Source organism: Afifella marina DSM 2698 (genome assembly GCF_900102695.1).
GTDB lineage: Bacteria > Pseudomonadota > Alphaproteobacteria > Rhizobiales > Afifellaceae > Afifella > Afifella marina.
On sequence record NZ_FMVW01000001.1, the window covers coordinates 708,993 to 727,000 of the forward strand.

The window sequence follows — 18,008 nt, forward strand, 5'->3', positions numbered from 1 at the left end:
AAGAAATTCCCGAAGACGAATAGCGGCCGGCGAACAAGTGACGGCGAACAAGGGCCGGCAAATAAGGGCCGGCGGATAGCGGGCGACACACCCCGATAGAGACGAAAGGCGAAGGCTTCGATGCGCATTTTGGTCGTGGAGGACGACGAAAATCTCAACCGGCAAATGGTGAGCGCGCTCACCGAGCAGGGCTATGCGGTCGATGCCGCGCTCGATGGCGAGGACGGCCATTTTCTCGGCGAGACGGAGCCCTATGACGCGGTGATCCTCGATCTCGGCCTGCCGCAGATGGATGGGCTCTCGGTTCTGGAAGCCTGGCGCCGCGAGGGGCGCACCATGCCCGTCCTCATTTTGACGGCGCGTGACCGCTGGTCCGACAAGGTGCAGGGGATCGACGCCGGCGCCGACGATTATGTCGCCAAACCTTTCCATATGGAGGAGGTTCTGGCGCGTGTGCGTGCGCTCGTGCGGCGCGCCGCCGGCCATGCCTCGAACGACCTCACCGCCGGGTCCGTGCGCCTCGATTTGAGGGCGAGCCGCGTGACGGTCGACGGCAATCCGGTGAAGCTCACATCGCACGAATACAAGGTGCTCGAATATTTGATGCACCATCGCGGCAAGACGATCTCGCGCACGGAGCTGACGGAGCATCTTTACGATCAGGATTTCGACCGCGATTCCAATACGATCGAAGTTTTCGTCGGACGGCTCAGAAAGAAGCTCGGCATCGATCTGATCGAGACGGTGCGCGGCCTTGGCTACCGCATCGATCCGCCGGGGGGCGAGACCGACGGCGCCGATGCTTGAGCGGCTGCATCCGAGAAGCTGGGGGCTGGGCTTCGGCACGCCCTATGGACGGGGCAAGGAGCACGCCAAGGGGCAGGGCTCGCTCAGCCTCCGCCTTGCGGTCATTGCGGCGGCAGGCACCACGGTTGCGCTGCTTCTCGCCGCCATTCTCTTCATTTCCCTTTTCCGCGACAGCCTGCAGCGCAGTTTCGATTTCCGTCTGGTGGCGCTGCACAAGGCGCTCGTCGGTGCCGTCGTCGCCTCGGGCGAGGGGCCGAACGAAACACAGGTGGCGCTCGGCGAGCCGCGCTTTTCCCTGCCGCAATCGGGCTGGTACTGGCAGATCCGCGACATGGAGACCGGCGAGGTTCTGACCGCCTCGCCGTCGCTCTTCGGCGATCATCTCGCCGTCGCCGATCTGCCCGACCCGGACGGGCGGCCGCGCCGCCTCTCTTTCGACGGTCCCGGAGGGCGGGGCCTCAGAGCCGTTGAACGCCAGATCACGAAGCCGGACGGCAAGCGGCTTGCGGTGCTGGTGGCCGGCGATGCTCGCGGCGTGGCACGCGATATTTCCAGGTTCACTACCATCGTGGCGATCACGCTTGGGATCTTCGGATTGCTCCTTGCGATCGGCGCGGCCGTCTTGATCCGCTTCGGGCTTCGACCCTTGCGCGATGTGCGCGCCGCCTTGCAGGAGGTGCGACGCGGCGAACGCGTCAGCCTCGGCGGCCAGTGGCCCGACGAAATTGCCCCGCTTGCCGAAGATCTCGATGCGCTCATCCTCTCCAATCGCGAGATCGTGGAACGGGCCCGCCGCCATGTCGGCAATCTTGCGCATGCGCTGAAGACCCCGCTTGCCATCCTGCAGAACGAGGCGGAGGCGGGCGAGGGCGAGCTTGCCGAACGCGTCGGGCGTCAGGTGGACGTGATGCGCGGTCAGATCGGCCATCATCTCGACCGGGCGCGCATCGCCGCGCAGACGAACGTCATTGGTGCGATGACGCCGGTGGCGCCGGTTGTGGAGGCCCTGGCGCGCGTCATGCAGAAGGTGCATGGCCGCGATCGTCCGCTCAAGATCAGCGTGCATTGTCCTGCAAAGCTCGTCTTCCGCGGCGAGAAGCAGGATCTTGAAGAGATGGTCGGAAATCTCCTCGACAATGCCTGCAAATGGGCGGGTTCTGAGGTGACGCTCTCCTGCCTGCCCTCCGGCGACGGCAATGCGCGGCGCGCGCGGCTCATCATCACCGATGACGGGCCGGGGCTTTCGCCGGACGAGCGCCAGAAGGTGCTGGCCCGCGGCATGCGGCTCGACGAGACGAAGCCGGGCTCGGGTCTCGGCCTGTCGATCGTGGAAGAACTCGCCCGCATCTACGGCGGCGCTTTGACGTTGGAGGCGGCGCCCGAAGGAGGGGTGAAGGCGGTGCTCGATCTGCCGGTGGCGGAAAAGGACGGATAGAGCGTCGCAGCCTCTGCTCCGGGAAAGGTGAAGAGGCCTCCGACCGCAATTTTGCCATCCTGCTCTGGAACCGGTTCACGCGATCTGCCATGGATTGGCCGAGGGGTTTTTTCGAGAGGATTGTTCAATGAGACTTGCAGTGACGAGTGCCGCGATTGGTGCTCTGTTTCTCACCGCTTGCCAGACCGAGCCCGGCGGAATGGGGCAGCGCGAAGGCATCGGTACCCTCGGCGGTGCCGTCGTCGGTGGCGTTCTCGGCAACCAGATCGGTCATGGTTCGGGTCGCGTCGCGGCAACTGCGATCGGCGCGCTCGCCGGCGGCCTGATCGGCAACCGCGTCGGCGCCAACATGGACCAGCAGGCCCGTCAGCAGGCGCTCGCGGCCGAATACCAGGCGCTCGAATACGGCGCGCCGGGCCGTCCGGTCCAGTGGCAGGCGAACTCGGGCAATTATCGCGGCGAGATCGTCCCGGGGCAGACCTACCAGATCAATTCCGTCGATTGCCGCGACTACGCGCATACGATCTATATCGAGGGTTCGCCGCAGGTGGCCCGCGGCACGGCCTGCCGCCAGCCGGACGGCACCTGGCGTCCGGTCAGCTGAGCTCGGCAGATCCCGATGTGAGAACAGGCCGCGGTGTTCTGCCGCGGCCGATAAAAGTGACCTGCCGCGAGGTTCTTGGGCATCCTATCTAGACGAAAGCGTGTTCGTCGCATTGTGACCCGGGCTTTGGACGGGTACATCTAGCCCAAGTTAAGAGCTTGAGATCTCATGCTTCTCTGGTTGGCGATTACAATTTTCACGGTCATCGCTGTTCTGGCCGTCGTTCTTCCTCTCCTGCGGGAGGGAAAACCCGTCGATTCGCGTGAAAACCATGATGCGGCAGTTTATCGCCGCCAGCTCGACGAGCTCGAGCGCGATCGCGAAGCCGGCCGGATCGGGCCGGAAGAGGCCGAAGCGGCACGGGCCGAGATCGGCCGCCGGCTGATCGCCGCAGACCGCCGCGAGGCAGCGCGCGTGGCCGCCGCAGGTGGCGGCTTCCGGCGCGCGGCGACGGCTGCCGTGGCACTCGTCGGCATTCCGCTCATCGGCCTCGGGCTTTATCTGGCGCAGGGCTCCCCGGGCCTTCCCGACGAGCCCTTGCAGGCACGTCTCGGCAATGCGCCGGACGGCAAGAACATTTCGCTTCTCGTCGGACAAGTGGAAGACCATCTGGCGCGCAATCCTGATGATACGCGCGGCTGGGAGGTCCTGGCACCCGTCTATTCGCGTCTCGGACGCCCGGGCGACGCCGCGCGTGCCTATCGCAACGTGATCCGCCTCGGCGGCTCCACGCCGGCCCGGCAGACGGCGCTCGGCGAAGCGCTCGTCATGGCCTCTGGCGGCATCGTCACCGATGAAGCGCGCGAAGCTTTCGAGGCCTCCGCCGAATCGGGTGCCGAGCTCGACAGCGATACGGCCAAGGCACGTTTTTATCTCGCTCTCGCCATGGAGCAGGAAGGCGACAGCAAGGGCGCGACGACCGCCTTGCACGCGCTTCTCGACGATGCGCCGGCCGATGCCGCCTGGCGTCCGGCGATCGAAGAGACCGTGGCACGCATCGAGCGGGCGGAGAAGGACACCGCCGCAGCGCTCTTTGCCAAGCCGAAAAAGCCGGCGCTCGGACCTTTGCGCGAGAACGCGCCGAGCGCGCAGGCCGATGCCGGTCCGCCGCCTGCTGCGACGCCCACGCGTGGGCCGAGCCAGGAGGAAATGAACGCCGCCGGCGCCATGGCTCCTGAAGATCGCATGGCGATGATCGAGGGGATGGTCGATAATCTGGCCGATCGTCTCGAGAAAAAGCCGGACGATGCGGACGGCTGGTTGCAGCTCGTCCGATCCTATGCCGTGCTCGGACGGCGTGAAGATGCCGCCGAGGCCGCACGCACGGCCCTTGCGTCGATCTCCGACAAGGAGAAGCGGCGCGAAATCGCTCAGCTCGCCCAGGACCTGCGTCTCCCGGGCATGGAGGAGATGACGCAATGACCCGCAAGCAACGCCGTTTGTCGCTCATTGCCGGAGCCGGATTGGTGCTTGCGAGCGCCCTCGGCCTGGTGGCCTATGCGCTCAACGACCAGATCGTCTTCTTCTATGCGCCGAGCGAGCTCGCCGAAAAAAACATCGCTCCGGGCTCCCGCATCCGCCTCGGCGGTCTCGTCGCCGAAGGATCCGTGAAGCGCGAGAAGGACGGCGAAGTCTTCTTCTCCATCACCGATACGGCGCAGGTCGTGCCTGTCATGTATCGCGGCATCCTGCCGGATCTGTTCCGCGAAGGGCAGGGCGTCGTGGCCGAAGGCCGGATGGAGCCCGACGGCAGCTTCCATGCCGACAGCGTGCTTGCCAAGCACGACGAGAATTACATGCCGCGCGAAGTGGCCGATTCCCTGAAGTCTCAGGGTCTGTGGAAGCATAACCAAGAGACAGCGACGCAGTGATGTCCTGGATGTCTGGCTTTTCGATCGCTGAACTCGGCCATTACGCGCTCGTTCTGGCGCTGGCGCTGTCGCTCATTCAGTCGACGGTGCCGCTCTGGGGAGCTTCGGCGCGTGACAACCGGCTGATGCGGGTGGGCACCGTCTCGACCCTCATCGGCTTCCTCTATGTGACCTTTGCCTTCGGCGCGCTCACCGTCGCCTATATCAATTCCGATTTCTCCGTGGCGAATGTCTGGGAGAACTCGCATTCGGCGAAGCCGCTTCTCTTCAAGATTTCTGGCGTGTGGGGCAATCACGAAGGCTCCATGATGCTGTGGGTCCTGATCCTGTCGCTCTTCGGGGCGCTGGTGGCGGCCTTCGGCGGCAATCTGCCGGTGACCTTGAAGGCGCGCGTTCTGGCCGTGCAGGGCTGGGTCGCGACGGCGTTTCTGCTCTTCATCCTGACCACCTCGAACCCGTTCCTGCGCCTGACGCCGGCGCCGGGCGAGGGGCGCGATCTCAACCCGATCCTGCAGGATGTCGGCCTCGCCATTCATCCGCCGCTTCTCTATCTCGGCTATGTCGGCTTCTCGATCGTCTTTTCGTTCGCCGCGGCCGCGCTGATCGAAGGCCGCGTCGACGCGGCCTGGGCGCGCTGGGTCAGGCCCTGGACGCTGATGGCCTGGATCTTCCTGACGCTCGGCATCGCCATGGGCTCCTACTGGGCCTATTACGAGCTCGGCTGGGGCGGCTGGTGGTTCTGGGACCCCGTGGAAAACGCCTCCTTCATGCCGTGGCTGGCGGGAACCGCTCTTCTGCATTCGGCGATCGTCATGGAGAAGCGGGGGGCGCTCAAGATCTGGACGATCCTTCTCGCCATCCTCACCTTCTCGCTGTCGCTGCTCGGCACCTTCCTGGTGCGCTCGGGCGTGCTCACCTCCGTGCATGCCTTTGCGACGGACCCGACGCGCGGCGTCTTCATCCTGGCAATCCTGGTGCTCTTCATCGGCGGGTCGCTGGCGCTTTTCGCCTGGCGGGCGCCGGAGCTGAAACAGGGCGGCCTCTTTGCGCCGATCAGCCGTGAGGGCGCGCTTCTCTACAACAATCTCTTTCTGGTGGCGGCAACGGCGACCGTCTTCGCCGGCACGCTCTATCCGCTCGTGCTGGAAGCGCTCACCAAGGACAAGATTTCGGTGGGAGCGCCGTTCTACAACATCACCTTCGCACCTTTGATGGTGCCGCTGCTTTTGGCCGTTCCCTTCGGGCCGATGCTCGCCTGGAAGCGCGGCGATCTCGCCGCGGCCGCGCAGCGCCTGCTTTTCGCCATGGTGCTGGCCGTCGTGGCGCTGGTGGCGACCTTGATCATCGAGGGCGTGCAGCACCCGCTGGCGCCCCTCGGGATCGGTCTCGGCATTTGGCTGATCGCCGGTGCCGCCAACGAGATTATCGACCGCTCCGGTATCGGGCGCATGCCGCTGAAGACCTCCTGGGCGCGCTTTACGGGCATGCCGCGGACGGCCTTTGCGACGGCGCTCGCCCATGCCGGGCTCGGTGTGACGGTGATCGGTATCGTGGCGACGACCACCTATCAGACGGAGACGATCGTCTCCGTGAAGCCCGGCGAATCTCTGGAGACCGGCGGCTACACGCTGACCTATCAGGATTCCGTGCCGCATACGGAGAACAATTACCGTGAGGAACTGTACCGCTTTGTCGTATCACGCGACGGCGAGGCCCTGCTCGCCATAGCGCCGGCGAAGCGCTTCTATTCCACGCGTCAGATGTCGACCACGGAAGCGGCGATCAAGACCTTCTGGTTCTCGCAGCTCTACGTGTCGATCGGCGATCAGCACGATGACGGCTCGCTCACCGTGCGCGCCTATTACAAGCCGCTCGTGACCTTCATCTGGCTGGGTGCGGTCTTGATGGCGATCGGCGGGACGGTGTCCCTGTCCGACAGGCGCTTCCGCATCGGTGTCGCCAAACCCGCACGCGCCAAGCGTCTGCAGGAGGCAAAGGCGTGAAACGCTTCTTGATTGCGCTTGCTCTTACGGCGCTGCTCCTTCCCGCAGGAGGGGCGCTGCAAAGTGGCGGCAGCTTCGACTTCGTCTCGCAGGCCTGGGCGGTCGATCCCGACGAGATGCTGAAGGATCCGAAGCTGGAGGCGCGCGCGCGCGACCTTTCGGAACATCTGCGCTGCCTCGTCTGTCAGAATGAATCGATCGACGATTCCAACGCTGATCTCGCCAAGGATCTGCGCGTTCTCGTGCGCGAGCGCATCAAGGCCGGCGACACCGACGAACAGGTGAAGAAGTTTCTGGTCGACCGCTACGGCGAGTTCGTCTTGTTGCGCCCCGTCTTCGACTGGAAGAACCTGCTCTTGTGGGCGGCGCCGGTGATCGTGCTTCTGATCGGCGGCATCGCGCTCTTCATGCGCTTCCGCGGAACGGGCGCCCTGTCGGAATCGAAGCTTTCCGCCTCCGAGGAGCGGGCGCTCGCCGATATTTTGAAGAAGTACTAGCGCCGTCGTACCTCCATCGTCCGGGAAAGAGCCGATAGGCTTCGGGCGGTCTTTGCTTTGCGGCAGGTGTGGCCCGCGGGTCGCAGGGCGCCTTGAAAGCTCAAAGCTTGCAGCCGCAGCCGCAGCAAGGGCGGCCGCCGCCTTGCCGGAAGATCGCGGATCGATCAGAAGAGCGATCGATTCCCGTGTTTCGCCAGCCACAACGGGCCCCCATGACCAAGCCCTGCCTCAGTCTCGTCATCCCGATGCATAACGAGGAAGAGTGCCTGGACGGCCTCTTTCGACGTCTTGAAGCCGTGTTGGGCGAGCTTGGCATCTCCTACGAAATCGTCTGCGTCGACGATGGCAGCCGCGACCGGACGCTGGCGGCCCTGATCGAGCGCCAGAAACACGCACCTTATCTGCGGGTGATCGACCTCTCGCGCAATTTCGGCAAGGAGGCGGCGCTGACCGCAGGCCTCGACGCCTCGCGCGGCGAATGCGTGGTTCCGCTCGATGCGGATCTGCAGGACCCGCCGGAGCTCATCGGCCGAATGCTGGAGAAGTGGCGCGAGGGCTACGAGGTCGTCAATGCCGTGCGCTCCGAGCGCCAGACCGATACGCCGATGAAGCGGTGGACGGCGGGTCTGTTCTATTGGTCGGCGAACAAGCTCTCGGAAATCGAAATCCCGCCGAATGTCGGCGATTTCCGCCTCATGGACCGCAAAGTGGTCGATGCCATTTGCGCGCTGCCGGAGCGCAGCCGTTTCAACAAGGGGCTGTTCGCCTGGGTCGGTTTCCGCCAGACCAGCATCGAATATTCCCGCGAGGCGCGCTTTGCCGGCGAGACCAAGTGGAAATACTGGCGGCTGTGGAATTTTGCTCTCGACGGCATCACCTCCTTCAGCTCGGTCCCGTTGCGCATCTGGAGCTATCTCGGTGGGGCGATCGCGGGACTTGCGATCGTCTATGCCATCGTCATCATCGTGCGCACGCTGCTCTTCGGCCGTGACGTGCCGGGCTATCCGTCCCTCATCGTCGCCATCATGTTCTTCAATGGCCTCACCATGCTGAGCCTCGGCGCGATCGGCGAATATCTCTCGCGCATCTTCATCGAGGCGAAGCAGCGCCCGCTCTACATCGTCCGAAAGATCCATGAGCCGGATGCCCACGCCGAAGAGGCGACGCGGCAGAGCGAGGTCGAGGCGTGACGGCTCGTCTCCGCGCCCCGGCGGCGCTTTTCCTCCTCCTTTGCATCCTGTCGGTGGGGGTCGCCTTCGCCTGGGCCAAATCGATCTATTCGTTTCAGTTCGGCGATCAGGCGCTGTTTCACAATTTCGCACGCTGGATCAACCACGGCGAAATCTACATTCGCGACTTCATCCATTTCCGCACGCCGGGCTCGTATTATTATCTGGCGCTGGGGCAGCGGCTTTTCGGCGAGACCTTTCGCGCCACGTCGTTTTCGATCCTGCTGGAACCCTATCTGTTCCAGATTGCTGCGAGTTTCGCTCTGGCCATTGCCGCCACGCGCGCCCTTCTCGGGCGCGCATCCTTCGCGATCGCGGTTTTCGTTGCCGCAACCTTCCTCTTCCTGACGCCGATCTTTCAACTGCGCACGGCCATCCCGGCGCTGGCGCTTGCCGCCTATCTCATGACGATGGGTGGAACGACGCCGCGTGCGGATCGGGCTTGGAGCCTCGCCGCCGGCGTCCTTCTCGGCCTCACCTATTGGGTCGGCCAGGAAGTCTTCATTCTTCTCGCCTGGGTGATCTTCTGGGTCGAGCTCGCCGCGCGCAAGGAGCCCTTCCGAGAGCGGCTCGTGCGGCTTGTCTGGATCGCCGGCAGTAGTTTTGCGGTCCTGGCGGCAGGGATCGGAGCGCTGGCGCTGCAAGGTATGCCGGTCGGGGAATATCTCTATTACACCTCGATCTATGCGCTCTTCATCCAGCCTGTCGGGATGGACCTGCCGTTCCCGCCCTTCGCGATCGAGAATTTCGTCTATTACATCTTCTTCCTCGAGATCGCGCTGATCGGAGCTCTGTTCGTCTTAAGCGGCGTCTTCGCCGAGCCCGCTTCTATCGCGTTCATGAGCTACGCCATCTTGCGGATGGTCTCCGCCCTCGGGCGCTCCGATTACCTCCATCTCGTCTTTTCGATCTCCGAACTCGTCGTCCTGACGCCGATCGCCATCGCCATGATCTGGGCGAGGCGGGGCGAGGTGGCTCGCGCGATCGATTGGCGCTCGCCGCGGCGCCTCGCCGAGGCTCTCGTCGTTGCGCTTGCGATCCTCACGCTTTTCGCTGCCGCGATCTGGACCTCGTCGATGGTTCTGCTTCTGGCGCCGCCGCTTCTGTGCCTCGGCACATGGCTGCAAGGCTCGCCGGCGCCCGCGCGGGATCGGGCAGCCTCGGCCCTGACGAACCTCGCCGCCGGGGTGATCGGATTGGGCGCGATGGTTGCGGTCTTCTATCCGAATTCGACGGCGGCCTTTCGCTTCGGCACGGACGCGCTCTTTTACTCCGTGCCGTCGCGCCCGCTCATCGGCGGTGTTCAGTTTCGTCCGGATCAGGATCAGGAACTGAGGGGTGTCGAGGCCTTCTTCGAGGAGCATCGCCCTCAGCGCATTTTCAGCTACCCGATCCGGCCGGTCTATTATGCCTTCGCGGCGGAGCACGCGACGCGGCTCACCTATCTCGAGCCGCAGACGACGGACGCGGAAGTCGCCGGCCTGATCAGCGATCTCGAGATCGCGCCCGCCGATGCGATCGTGCAGGATGTCGGCCAGATGCTGCGGGCGAGGCCCGTGCTTTATCCGCTCGCCGACTATATCGCCTCCAATTACCGCACCGTGCGTTTCAACCGAGAGGGCAGGCTCCTGGAGCTCCGTCTGCTGCGCGATGAGGTGCGCCCCACGATGCGTTTGATGGACCGCTATCGTCAGCTCGCCGGAGAGAATCGCGGCCGGGTCGGCTTTCGGGCGATCGATGGCGCCGGAGCTGGTGCTGCGGCCGGCGATGGCGAAGATGACGCGCGACTGGTTTTGAACGCCAAGGGGCGGATTTCTCATCGCCTAGCGGTCGCCGACGACTGGGTCTTCACGACAGCGCTTCTGGAATGTCCGGACTGCGCCCGCGAGGCGGACGTGGAGCTCATGCGCGGCGAGAACGTGACGCGGATGCGCCTTGTCGCCGGGGCGGCGGCGGATTCAATCCCGATGCCCGCGGGCACGGGGCCGGTGACGGTGATCTTTCAGCCAAGCGCCGAGGGCAAGACCGCGGCCTGGATCGATCCTCGCTTCGAAGGACCGGCGCGGTGATGGCGGGGCGGGGCGCGTGAAGAGATTGCAGCCGCGCCTCGATGCGCTTGTCGCGCGTCTGCCGCTGACGGCCGTCCAATATCTGAAGTTCGGCATCGTCGGCGGCCTGGCGACGGCCTTTCACAGCGTCCTCTTCGTCCTCTTCATCGAGGTGTTCGGTGCCGAGCCGATGCTCGCCAATACGCTCGCCTTCGCTTGCGCCGTCATCGTCTCCTATCTCGGCAATTACCGCTGGACCTTCGGTGCGACGCGCCGGAGCTGGGCGAGTTTTCTGAAATTCGCCGTCGTCAGTCTGATCGGCTTTGCCCTTAATAGCCTGGCGATCTTCATCATCGTCGAGGCGATGGCGCTGTCTTATCTCTGGGTGCTGCCGTTCATGGTCGGGGTCGTGCCGATCGTGGTCTTCGCGCTCAATCGCGGCTGGACGTTCGGCGAGACGCGGCGCGTGGGCTGAAGCGCAAGGCGGCCCGGGCGATGCGGGCGCGCAAGCTGCGGCGCGGGATGCGGATCCCGGCAGATCTTCTTCGGATTACCAAGTTTTAATTCCAAGGTCACTGCGCGGTAAGCCGTGCTCTCCTATCTGTGAGCGTGCAGCAGGACCTCATTGCCCCTGTCCCCCTGCTGCGGCCTCCAGTCCGCTCCGCGCGCCCCCCCGCGGAGCGGACAACGAGTTAACGCCCTGGAGAACGAGCAATATGACGAACAACAAGAACCGCGTTTCGACACTTGGAAAGTTCCGGAATGCGCTTCTCGCCAGCGCTGTGACGCTTGGCGTAGCGGGTGTGGCTGCCTCAGGCGCCATCCTGTCCGACACGCAGCCGGTCCGCGCCGAGCAGGTGCAGGTTCAAAATCAAGGTCCGGCCGATTTCACCGATCTCGTGGAGAAGGTGAAGCCCGCCGTCGTGAGCGTGCGGGTGAAATCCGAAGTCAATCCGGTGACCTTCCAAGGCGATGGTCGTGGCTTTTCCATGCCGGATCTGCCTGACGACAATCCCTTGAACGAATTCTTCAAGCGCTTCGGCCCGCGTGGCTTCGATTTCGACAACAACGACCGCGGCCGCAGCCCCCACCATCGCAATCATCCGCGCTTTGGCATGAGCCAGGGTTCCGGCTTCTTCATTTCGCAGGACGGTTACATCGTCACCAACGATCATGTCGTCGAGGATGGCTCCGAAGTGACCGTGGTGATGGAGGACGGCAAGGAACTGCCGGCCAAGGTCGTGGGCGTCGATGAACGCACCGACCTCGCCCTCCTCAAGGTCGACGGCGACAATTACACCTATGTGAACCTGTCCAAGGATGCGCCGAAGATCGGCCAGTGGGTCGTCGCAGTCGGCAATCCGTTCGGGCTTGGCGGCACCGTGACGGCGGGCATCGTCTCCGCCGACGGACGTGACATCGGCGCCGGCCCCTATGACGATTTCATTCAGATCGACGCGCCGGTGAACCGCGGCAATTCCGGTGGCCCGACCTTCAACATGAAGGGTGAGGTCGTCGGCGTGAACACGGCGATCTTCTCGCCCTCCGGCGGCAATGTCGGCATCGCCTTCGCCATTCCGGCGAATGTCGTGACCGACGTCGTCTCCGAGCTGCGCAAGGACGGTTCGGTGACGCGCGGCTGGCTCGGCGTGCAGATCCAGCCGGTGACGGAAGACATCGCCGAAGGTCTCGGCATTTCCTCCACGACCGGTGCCCTGGTCGCGGACCCGCAGGACGGCGGTCCTGCGAAACAGGCCGGCATCCAGGCCGGCGACATCATCACGCAAGTCGACGGCAACAAGGTCGAAGGCCCGCGTGAACTCGCCCGCATGATCGCCGCCTATGATCCCGATACCAAGGTGGAGCTGACGGTTCTGCGCGACGGTCGCGAACGCACGATCGACGTGGAGCTCGGCAAGCTCGGCAAGCAGACGGCGTCTGCCGACAGCCAGGACAGCGGCGACCAGGCCGCGCCGACGAGCCTTGAAGGCCTCGGTCTTGCGGTCGAGCCCAACCAGGACGGCGACGGCGTCATGGTTATAGGCGTCGACAGAGGCTCGGCGGCCGATCAGAAAGGCTTCGAGGAAGGCGACGTGATCGTGCGCGCCGGCGGTAAGGCCGTGCGCGACGGCTCCGATCTCGAGAACCAGATTGCTGCGGTGAAAGAGCAGGGCCGCAAGGCGGTGCTCATGCAGGTCCAGCGCAACGGCAATTCGCGCTTCGTGGCTCTGCCGACCGACGACCAGGGCTGACGATAAGAAGCGGGGCCTCCTCTCCGGCCCCGACTTCAGAAACGGCCTTTCGGCGGTTAAAGTCGCCCCCACCGCCGGCCGTCCGGAACGGCGGATCGCTGAGCGATCCGCCGTTTCGCGTCTCAGCCCCACCAAGGAGACGGAAAGGAAGCTCCCTCTCATGCGTATTCTCGTCATTGAAGACGATCAGGAAACGGCCGCCTATCTCGTCAAGGCGCTGAGCGAGGCCGGCCATGTCGCCGACCATGCAAGCGACGGCGACGAAGGCTATGCCATGGCCTCGCACGAGAATTACGACGTGCTCGTGGTCGACCGGATGCTGCCGAAGCGCGACGGGCTCTCCGTGATTTCGGAACTGCGGGAGGAGGAAAACCGCACGCCCGTGCTGATCCTGTCGGCACTCGGCCAGGTCGACGATCGGGTGAAGGGGCTGCGCTCCGGCGGCGACGATTATCTTGCCAAGCCTTATGCGTTTTCCGAGCTTCTGGCGCGCATCGAGGTGCTGGCGCGGCGCAACACGCCGAACGAGGCGGAAACCCGCTACCGGGTCGCCGATCTCGAGCTCGACCGTCTGGCACGCACGGTAACACGCGGCGGCGAGACGATCCTCCTGCAGCCGCGCGAATTCCGGCTTCTGGAATATCTGATGAAGAATGCCGGCACGGTCGTCACCCGCACCATGCTCCTGGAGAATGTCTGGGATTATCACTTCGACCCCCAGACCAATGTGATCGACGTGCACATGTCGCGCCTGCGCGGCAAGATCGACAAGAACTTCGAAAAGCAGCTCCTGCACACCGTGCGCGGCGCCGGCTACGTCATCCGCGACGATGGCTAAAGGGTCTCCCGCGGGCAAGGCCGGCGGCCGGCTGCGCCTCTTGCGCACCACGGCCTTCAAGCTCGCCGCCGTTTATCTCGCCGTCTTCACGATCTTCGCCGCCTTCCTGATCTTCTACATCGCCAAGAACACCACGCAGCTGTTGACGACGCAGCTCGCCGAGGCGGTGGATCAGGAAACGCGCGAGCTGGCCCGCCAATACGAAGTCGGGGGCTTGAGCCGTGTCGCCCGCATCATCGACCGACACAGCCGCCAGCCGGGCGCGAGCCTCTATCTCGTCACCGATCCGAATGGAGACATCATCGTCGGCAATGTCGCCGCGGTGCCGCCGGAAGTGCTGGCGCGCCCGGATTCCGACCTCCATCCGATCCCCTATCGCCGGCTGGAAGAGGATACGAGCGCCGACCATGTGGCGCTGGTGCGCGTCTTCGCGCTGCCCGGCGGGTTCCGGCTTCTCGTCGGCCGCGACATCGGCGAGCGACAGCGTTTCGTGGCGATCATCCGCCAGGCGCTGATCCTGACTGTCGGGCTGATGGTGGTGCTCGGGCTCGCGAGCTGGCTGTTCGTGTCGCGACGCGTCCTGAAACGCATCGATTCCATCTCCGCGACGAGCCGTCAGATCATGACCGGCGATCTGTCAGGGCGTCTGGAAGTGACGGGGACGGGCGATGAATTCGACCGTCTGGCGCTCAGCCTCAACACCATGCTGGCCCGCATCGAAGCCTTGATGATCGGGCTGAAACAGGTCTCCGACAACATCGCTCACGACCTCAAGACGCCGCTGACGCGCATGCGCAACCGCGTCGAGGCGGCGCTGGCGCATCCCGATGACGGCGGCCGTGAGGCGCTGGTGACGACGCTCGAAGACGCCGACCAGCTGATCAGAACCTTCAATGCTCTGCTGATGATTGCGCGCACCGAGGCAGGTTCTTCGGGGCTCGCCTTCGGCGAGATCGACGGCAGCGCCGTCGTCGCCGACGTGGTGGAGCTTTATGAGCCGCTCGCCGAGGATGCCGGCGTTTCGCTGAGCGCCGATCTGCCGGATGAGCCGGTGATGCTCTACGGCAATCGCGAGCTTTTGAGCCAGGCTCTCGCAAACCTCGTCGACAACGCCGTCAAGCATGCCGGCGAGGTGGTGGAGGATGCGCATGTGACGATCGAGCTGACGCGCGTGAAGGAGGGCGTCGAGCTTTCCGTCGCCGACAACGGGCCGGGCATTCCCGAAGCCGACCGCCCGCGCGTCATCGAGCGCTTCGTGCGTCTCGACGAAAGCCGCACGCGCCCGGGCTTCGGCCTGGGCCTCGCCCTCGTTGCGGCCGTGACCAAACTGCATCATGGCGAGCTGAGGTTGGAAGATGCCGCGCCAGGCCTTAGAGCTGTACTGGCCCTGCCCAACGAAAGAGCGCTCACCGATGATGCAAAAAGCTCTGAGGCAAAGGATCAAGCCGCTGCCGCCGTCTCCGGAGGCGGAAAAGGCGCTTGAGCGCCTCGCCCATTCCGCCGGACGCCAGGAGAAGGAGGCGGCGCTTCAGGCACTCCTCGCCGATGACGGACTGAAAGCCTTCCTGGGGACGAGCCTCGGCGATTGTCCCTATCTCCTCGATCTGGCGGCGAAGGATATCGACCGGCTCGCGGAGATCATCGAGGCGGCGCCGGAGGCGCTGCTTCAGGAGACGATCGCAGCTCTTGCCGATCTGGAGGCCGCGGATGAGAAGGCGCTGATGGCGGCGCTGCGGCAGGCGAAGCAGAAGGTCGCGCTGACGCTGGGGCTTGCCGATCTCGGCGGTGCGCTGGAGCTTGAAGGCGTCGTTGGCGCATTGTCCGATTTCGCCGACCAGGCGATCGACACCGCGCTCGCCTTTCTGCTGCGCGAGGCCGAAAGGCAGGGCAAATGGCAGGGGGGCGGGCCGCGCGATTGCGGTCTCGTCGTGCTCGCCATGGGCAAGCAGGGCGCGCACGAGCTCAATTATTCCTCCGATATCGATCTGATCGTGCTCTTCGATCCTCAGACGCCGGGGCCGGCCGAGGGTGTCGAACGCTCCGTGTTCTGGGTCAGGATCGTACGCCGGCTCGTCTCGCTCCTGCAGGAGCGCACCGCCGACGGCTATGTCTTCCGCGTCGATTTGAGACTTCGTCCCGATCCGGGGGCGACCCCCGTCGCGCTGTCGATCCCGGGGGCGCTCTCCTATTACGAGAGCATGGGCCAGAACTGGGAGCGGGCCGCGCTCATCAAGGCGCGCCCGGCCGCCGGCGACAGGAAGGTGGGCGAGGACTTTCTGCGCGAGCTCGGCCCCTATATCTGGCGCAAGCATCTCGACTTCGCCGCGATCGCCGACATCCATTCGATCAAGCGGCAGGTGCATATCCATCGCGGCCACGCCAAAGTGCGCGTCGGCGGCCACGATCTGAAGCGCGGGCGTGGCGGCATTCGCGATATCGAGCTTTTCGCCCAGACCCAGCAATTGATCGCCGGCGGCCGCGACGCCGATCTGCGCGGCCTGCGCACCCGCGACGTGCTCGCAAAACTCTCCGAAAAGGGCTGGGTCACGGGCGAGGAGGCGGCCGAGCTCGACCGCGCCTATGTGTTTTTGCGCGGCGTCGAGCATCGGCTGCAGATGGTGCGCGATGAGCAGACGCAGACCCTGCCGCAAGACAGAGAAGGGCTTCAGCGTATCGCCAGGCTCTGCGGCTTTGCCGAGCTTGCGGATTTCGAGACGGAGCTTCTTCGGCACCTCAACGCCGTCGCCGCACGCTATCAGGAGCTGTTCGAGGAGGCGGCGCCGCTTTCGACCGAGCTCGGCAATCTCGTCTTTACGGGCGGCGAGGACGATCCGGGCACGCTTGAGACCTTGTCGCAGCTCGGCTTCCGCCAGCCGGCGAACGTGACGGAGACGGTGCGTGCCTGGCATTTCGGCCGCTATCAGGCGACGCGGTCCACCACCGCCCGCGAGAGACTGACGGAATTTACGCCGGCTCTTCTGGCTGCCCTTGCCGAGACGCCGGACCCGGACGCCGCCTTCCGCGCTTTCGATGCGGTGGTGCGGAAATTGCCGGCGGGCGTGCCGCTGTTTTCGCTGCTGGCCGCCAATCCGGGCCTGCTCGAGCTTCTGGCGCTGGTGCTCGGCGCCTCGCCGATGCTGGCGGAGACGCTCGCCAAGCGGCCGCATGTCATCGACATTCTGACGGACCCGGAATTGCTGGCCGAGCCGATCGGTCGCAAAGTTCTCGACGATCAGCTGCGCACGAGCCTTGCCGATGCGCGCAGCTACGAGGACCGCCTCGACCGGGCGCGGATCTTCGCGCGCGAGATGCGCTTTCTGATCGGCGTCAAGGTGCTCGCGGGTGCGATGGATGCGCCGGAAGCCGGCAGCGCCTTTGCCGATCTCGCCGAAACGGTGATCAAGGCGCTGTTCGTGGCGACCAGGACGGAATTCGCCCGCCGCCATGGCGAGGTGCCGGGGGGCGATGTCGCGCTTCTTGCCATGGGCCGGCTCGGCAGCCGCGAAATGACGGCAACCTCCGATCTCGATCTCATCGTCGTCTACGATTTCACCCCCGACACCAAGGAATCGGACGGCGAGAAGCCGCTTGCGCCGAGCCAGTATTATACGCGGCTGACGCAGCGTTTCGTGACGGCGCTCTCCGCGCAGACGGCGGAAGGCGCCGCCTACGAAGTGGATCTGCGGCTGCGCCCGTCCGGGCGGGCCGGTCCGCTGGCGACGCCGTTTTCCGGGTTTGAACGCTATCAAAGGGAAGAGGCCTGGACCTGGGAGCATATGGCGCTGTGCCGGGCGCGCTGCATCTTTTCCGAAGACGATCTCGGGACACGCGTCGAGACGGTGATTTCCGAGGTGCTTGCGACCAGGCGCGAGGATGGAAAGCTCAAGGACGACATCGCCTCCATGTATGACCGCGTGCAGGCGGCCAAAGGCGGCACGTCGCGCTGGCAGCTGAAGACGGTGCCGGGCGGGCTGACGGCGCTTGAATTCCTGGCGCAGTATTTGATCCTGGCCGGGCGCGCGGCCCCGCAGCCGGCGCCGCCTCACCGCATCTTCGAAAGCCTGCACGATGCAGGGGACGAAGAGCGGGGCAATGCGGGGGAAGACGGGACGTGGAAGGTGCTGGCCAAAGCCTCGCGCCTGCAGGCGGCTTTGCTGCAGGGGCTCCGGCTCATCGGCGAGGACGCGGCGCGCGATCCTGAGGCGACGGCCGAGGGCACGAAGCGCCTGCTCTTGCGGCTCGCCACGCAGGCGGAGATCGTCGCCGAAGCGGGCGATCTGCCGCCGAGCCAGATGATCGGCGATTTCGACGGGCTGGTGGCGCGCCTCGATCAGGCGCAGGCAGAGGTGCACAGAAGCTTCGATGCACTTTTGCGCCAGGAGGGCTCTCAGGCGACCGACGAGGGCGACGGCGCCTGAGAGAGA

Annotated in this window: 14 protein-coding genes; all 14 read left to right on the plus strand. The window is 65.0% G+C overall.

Going from position 1 to position 18,008, the window contains the following annotated elements:
- Nucleotides 1-120 precede the first annotated feature (120 nt).
- A complete protein-coding gene (locus tag BLP76_RS03310) occupies nucleotides 121-807 on the plus strand; it encodes a response regulator (RefSeq protein ID WP_092809483.1) in 687 nt (228 codons plus the stop codon).
- Entirely contained in the window at nucleotides 800-2,242 is a 1,443-nt protein-coding gene (locus BLP76_RS03315) for an ATP-binding protein (RefSeq protein ID WP_092809485.1), read from the plus strand. The genes BLP76_RS03310 and BLP76_RS03315 overlap by 8 nt, the downstream gene beginning before the upstream one ends.
- 127 nt (nucleotides 2,243-2,369) lie before the next feature.
- Nucleotides 2,370-2,846 (plus strand): glycine zipper 2TM domain-containing protein, encoded by a 477-nt coding sequence (locus BLP76_RS03320; RefSeq protein ID WP_171904364.1) that lies wholly within the window; start codon nucleotides 2,370-2,372, stop codon nucleotides 2,844-2,846.
- 168 nt (nucleotides 2,847-3,014) lie between these two features.
- Nucleotides 3,015-4,268 carry a c-type cytochrome biogenesis protein CcmI gene (gene ccmI / locus BLP76_RS03325; protein WP_092809487.1) on the plus strand — a complete coding sequence of 418 codons (1,254 nt, stop codon included), beginning with the start codon at nucleotides 3,015-3,017 and terminating at the stop codon, nucleotides 4,266-4,268.
- The gene (gene ccmE / locus BLP76_RS03330; protein ID WP_092809489.1) at nucleotides 4,265-4,717 is read left to right on the plus strand and encodes a cytochrome c maturation protein CcmE; all 453 of its coding nucleotides are present in this window, start codon (nucleotides 4,265-4,267) and stop codon (nucleotides 4,715-4,717) included. The genes ccmI and ccmE overlap by 4 nt, the downstream gene beginning before the upstream one ends.
- Nucleotides 4,718-4,725: 8 nt before the next feature.
- Nucleotides 4,726-6,720 (plus strand): heme lyase CcmF/NrfE family subunit, encoded by a 1,995-nt coding sequence (locus tag BLP76_RS03335; RefSeq protein ID WP_092810114.1) that lies wholly within the window; start codon nucleotides 4,726-4,728, stop codon nucleotides 6,718-6,720.
- Nucleotides 6,721-6,752: 32 nt separating this feature from the next.
- Nucleotides 6,753-7,217, plus strand: coding sequence for a cytochrome c-type biogenesis protein (locus BLP76_RS03340; RefSeq protein ID WP_420867639.1), 465 nt, complete (start codon nucleotides 6,753-6,755; stop codon nucleotides 7,215-7,217).
- A gap of 212 nt (nucleotides 7,218-7,429) precedes the next feature.
- Complete coding sequence (locus BLP76_RS03345) at nucleotides 7,430-8,407, plus strand: glycosyltransferase family 2 protein (protein ID WP_092809493.1); 978 nt, start codon at nucleotides 7,430-7,432, stop codon at nucleotides 8,405-8,407.
- Nucleotides 8,404-10,515: a hypothetical protein gene (locus BLP76_RS03350; protein WP_092809494.1), complete on the plus strand. Its 2,112-nt coding sequence runs from the start codon at nucleotides 8,404-8,406 to the stop codon at nucleotides 10,513-10,515. Before BLP76_RS03345 ends, BLP76_RS03350 begins: the two co-directional genes overlap by 4 nt.
- A 16-nt stretch (nucleotides 10,516-10,531) precedes the next feature.
- The gene (locus tag BLP76_RS03355; RefSeq protein ID WP_170130396.1) at nucleotides 10,532-10,969 is read left to right on the plus strand and encodes a GtrA family protein; all 438 of its coding nucleotides are present in this window, start codon (nucleotides 10,532-10,534) and stop codon (nucleotides 10,967-10,969) included.
- Nucleotides 10,970-11,210: 241 nt separating this feature from the next.
- A complete protein-coding gene (locus BLP76_RS03360) occupies nucleotides 11,211-12,746 on the plus strand; it encodes a Do family serine endopeptidase (protein WP_092809498.1) in 1,536 nt (511 codons plus the stop codon).
- A 160-nt stretch (nucleotides 12,747-12,906) separates the two neighbouring features.
- Nucleotides 12,907-13,584 (plus strand): response regulator transcription factor, encoded by a 678-nt coding sequence (locus BLP76_RS03365; RefSeq protein WP_092809500.1) that lies wholly within the window; start codon nucleotides 12,907-12,909, stop codon nucleotides 13,582-13,584.
- Nucleotides 13,577-15,067 (plus strand): sensor histidine kinase, encoded by a 1,491-nt coding sequence (locus BLP76_RS03370; protein WP_244514398.1) that lies wholly within the window; start codon nucleotides 13,577-13,579, stop codon nucleotides 15,065-15,067. Before BLP76_RS03365 ends, BLP76_RS03370 begins: the two co-directional genes overlap by 8 nt.
- Complete coding sequence (locus BLP76_RS03375) at nucleotides 14,997-18,002, plus strand: bifunctional [glutamine synthetase] adenylyltransferase/[glutamine synthetase]-adenylyl-L-tyrosine phosphorylase (protein WP_170130395.1); 3,006 nt, start codon at nucleotides 14,997-14,999, stop codon at nucleotides 18,000-18,002. Before BLP76_RS03370 ends, BLP76_RS03375 begins: the two co-directional genes overlap by 71 nt.
- The last annotated feature ends 6 nt before the right edge of the window (nucleotides 18,003-18,008 follow it).

Bases quoted from the DNA above. Each gene is read 5' to 3' on its own strand.
- BLP76_RS03310 (WP_092809483.1), top strand. From the start codon at position 121: ATGCGCATTTTGGTCGTGGAGGACGACGAAAATCTCAACCGGCAAATG.
- BLP76_RS03315 (WP_092809485.1), top strand. From the start codon at position 800: ATGCTTGAGCGGCTGCATCCGAGAAGCTGGGGGCTGGGCTTCGGCACG.
- BLP76_RS03320 (WP_171904364.1), top strand. From the start codon at position 2,370: ATGAGACTTGCAGTGACGAGTGCCGCGATTGGTGCTCTGTTTCTCACC.
- ccmI (WP_092809487.1), top strand. From the start codon at position 3,015: ATGCTTCTCTGGTTGGCGATTACAATTTTCACGGTCATCGCTGTTCTG.
- ccmE (WP_092809489.1), top strand. From the start codon at position 4,265: ATGACCCGCAAGCAACGCCGTTTGTCGCTCATTGCCGGAGCCGGATTG.
- BLP76_RS03335 (WP_092810114.1), top strand. From the start codon at position 4,726: ATGTCTGGCTTTTCGATCGCTGAACTCGGCCATTACGCGCTCGTTCTG.
- BLP76_RS03345 (WP_092809493.1), top strand. From the start codon at position 7,430: ATGACCAAGCCCTGCCTCAGTCTCGTCATCCCGATGCATAACGAGGAA.
- BLP76_RS03360 (WP_092809498.1), top strand. From the start codon at position 11,211: ATGACGAACAACAAGAACCGCGTTTCGACACTTGGAAAGTTCCGGAAT.
- BLP76_RS03365 (WP_092809500.1), top strand. From the start codon at position 12,907: ATGCGTATTCTCGTCATTGAAGACGATCAGGAAACGGCCGCCTATCTC.
- BLP76_RS03370 (WP_244514398.1), top strand. From the start codon at position 13,577: ATGGCTAAAGGGTCTCCCGCGGGCAAGGCCGGCGGCCGGCTGCGCCTC.
- BLP76_RS03375 (WP_170130395.1), top strand. From the start codon at position 14,997: ATGATGCAAAAAGCTCTGAGGCAAAGGATCAAGCCGCTGCCGCCGTCT.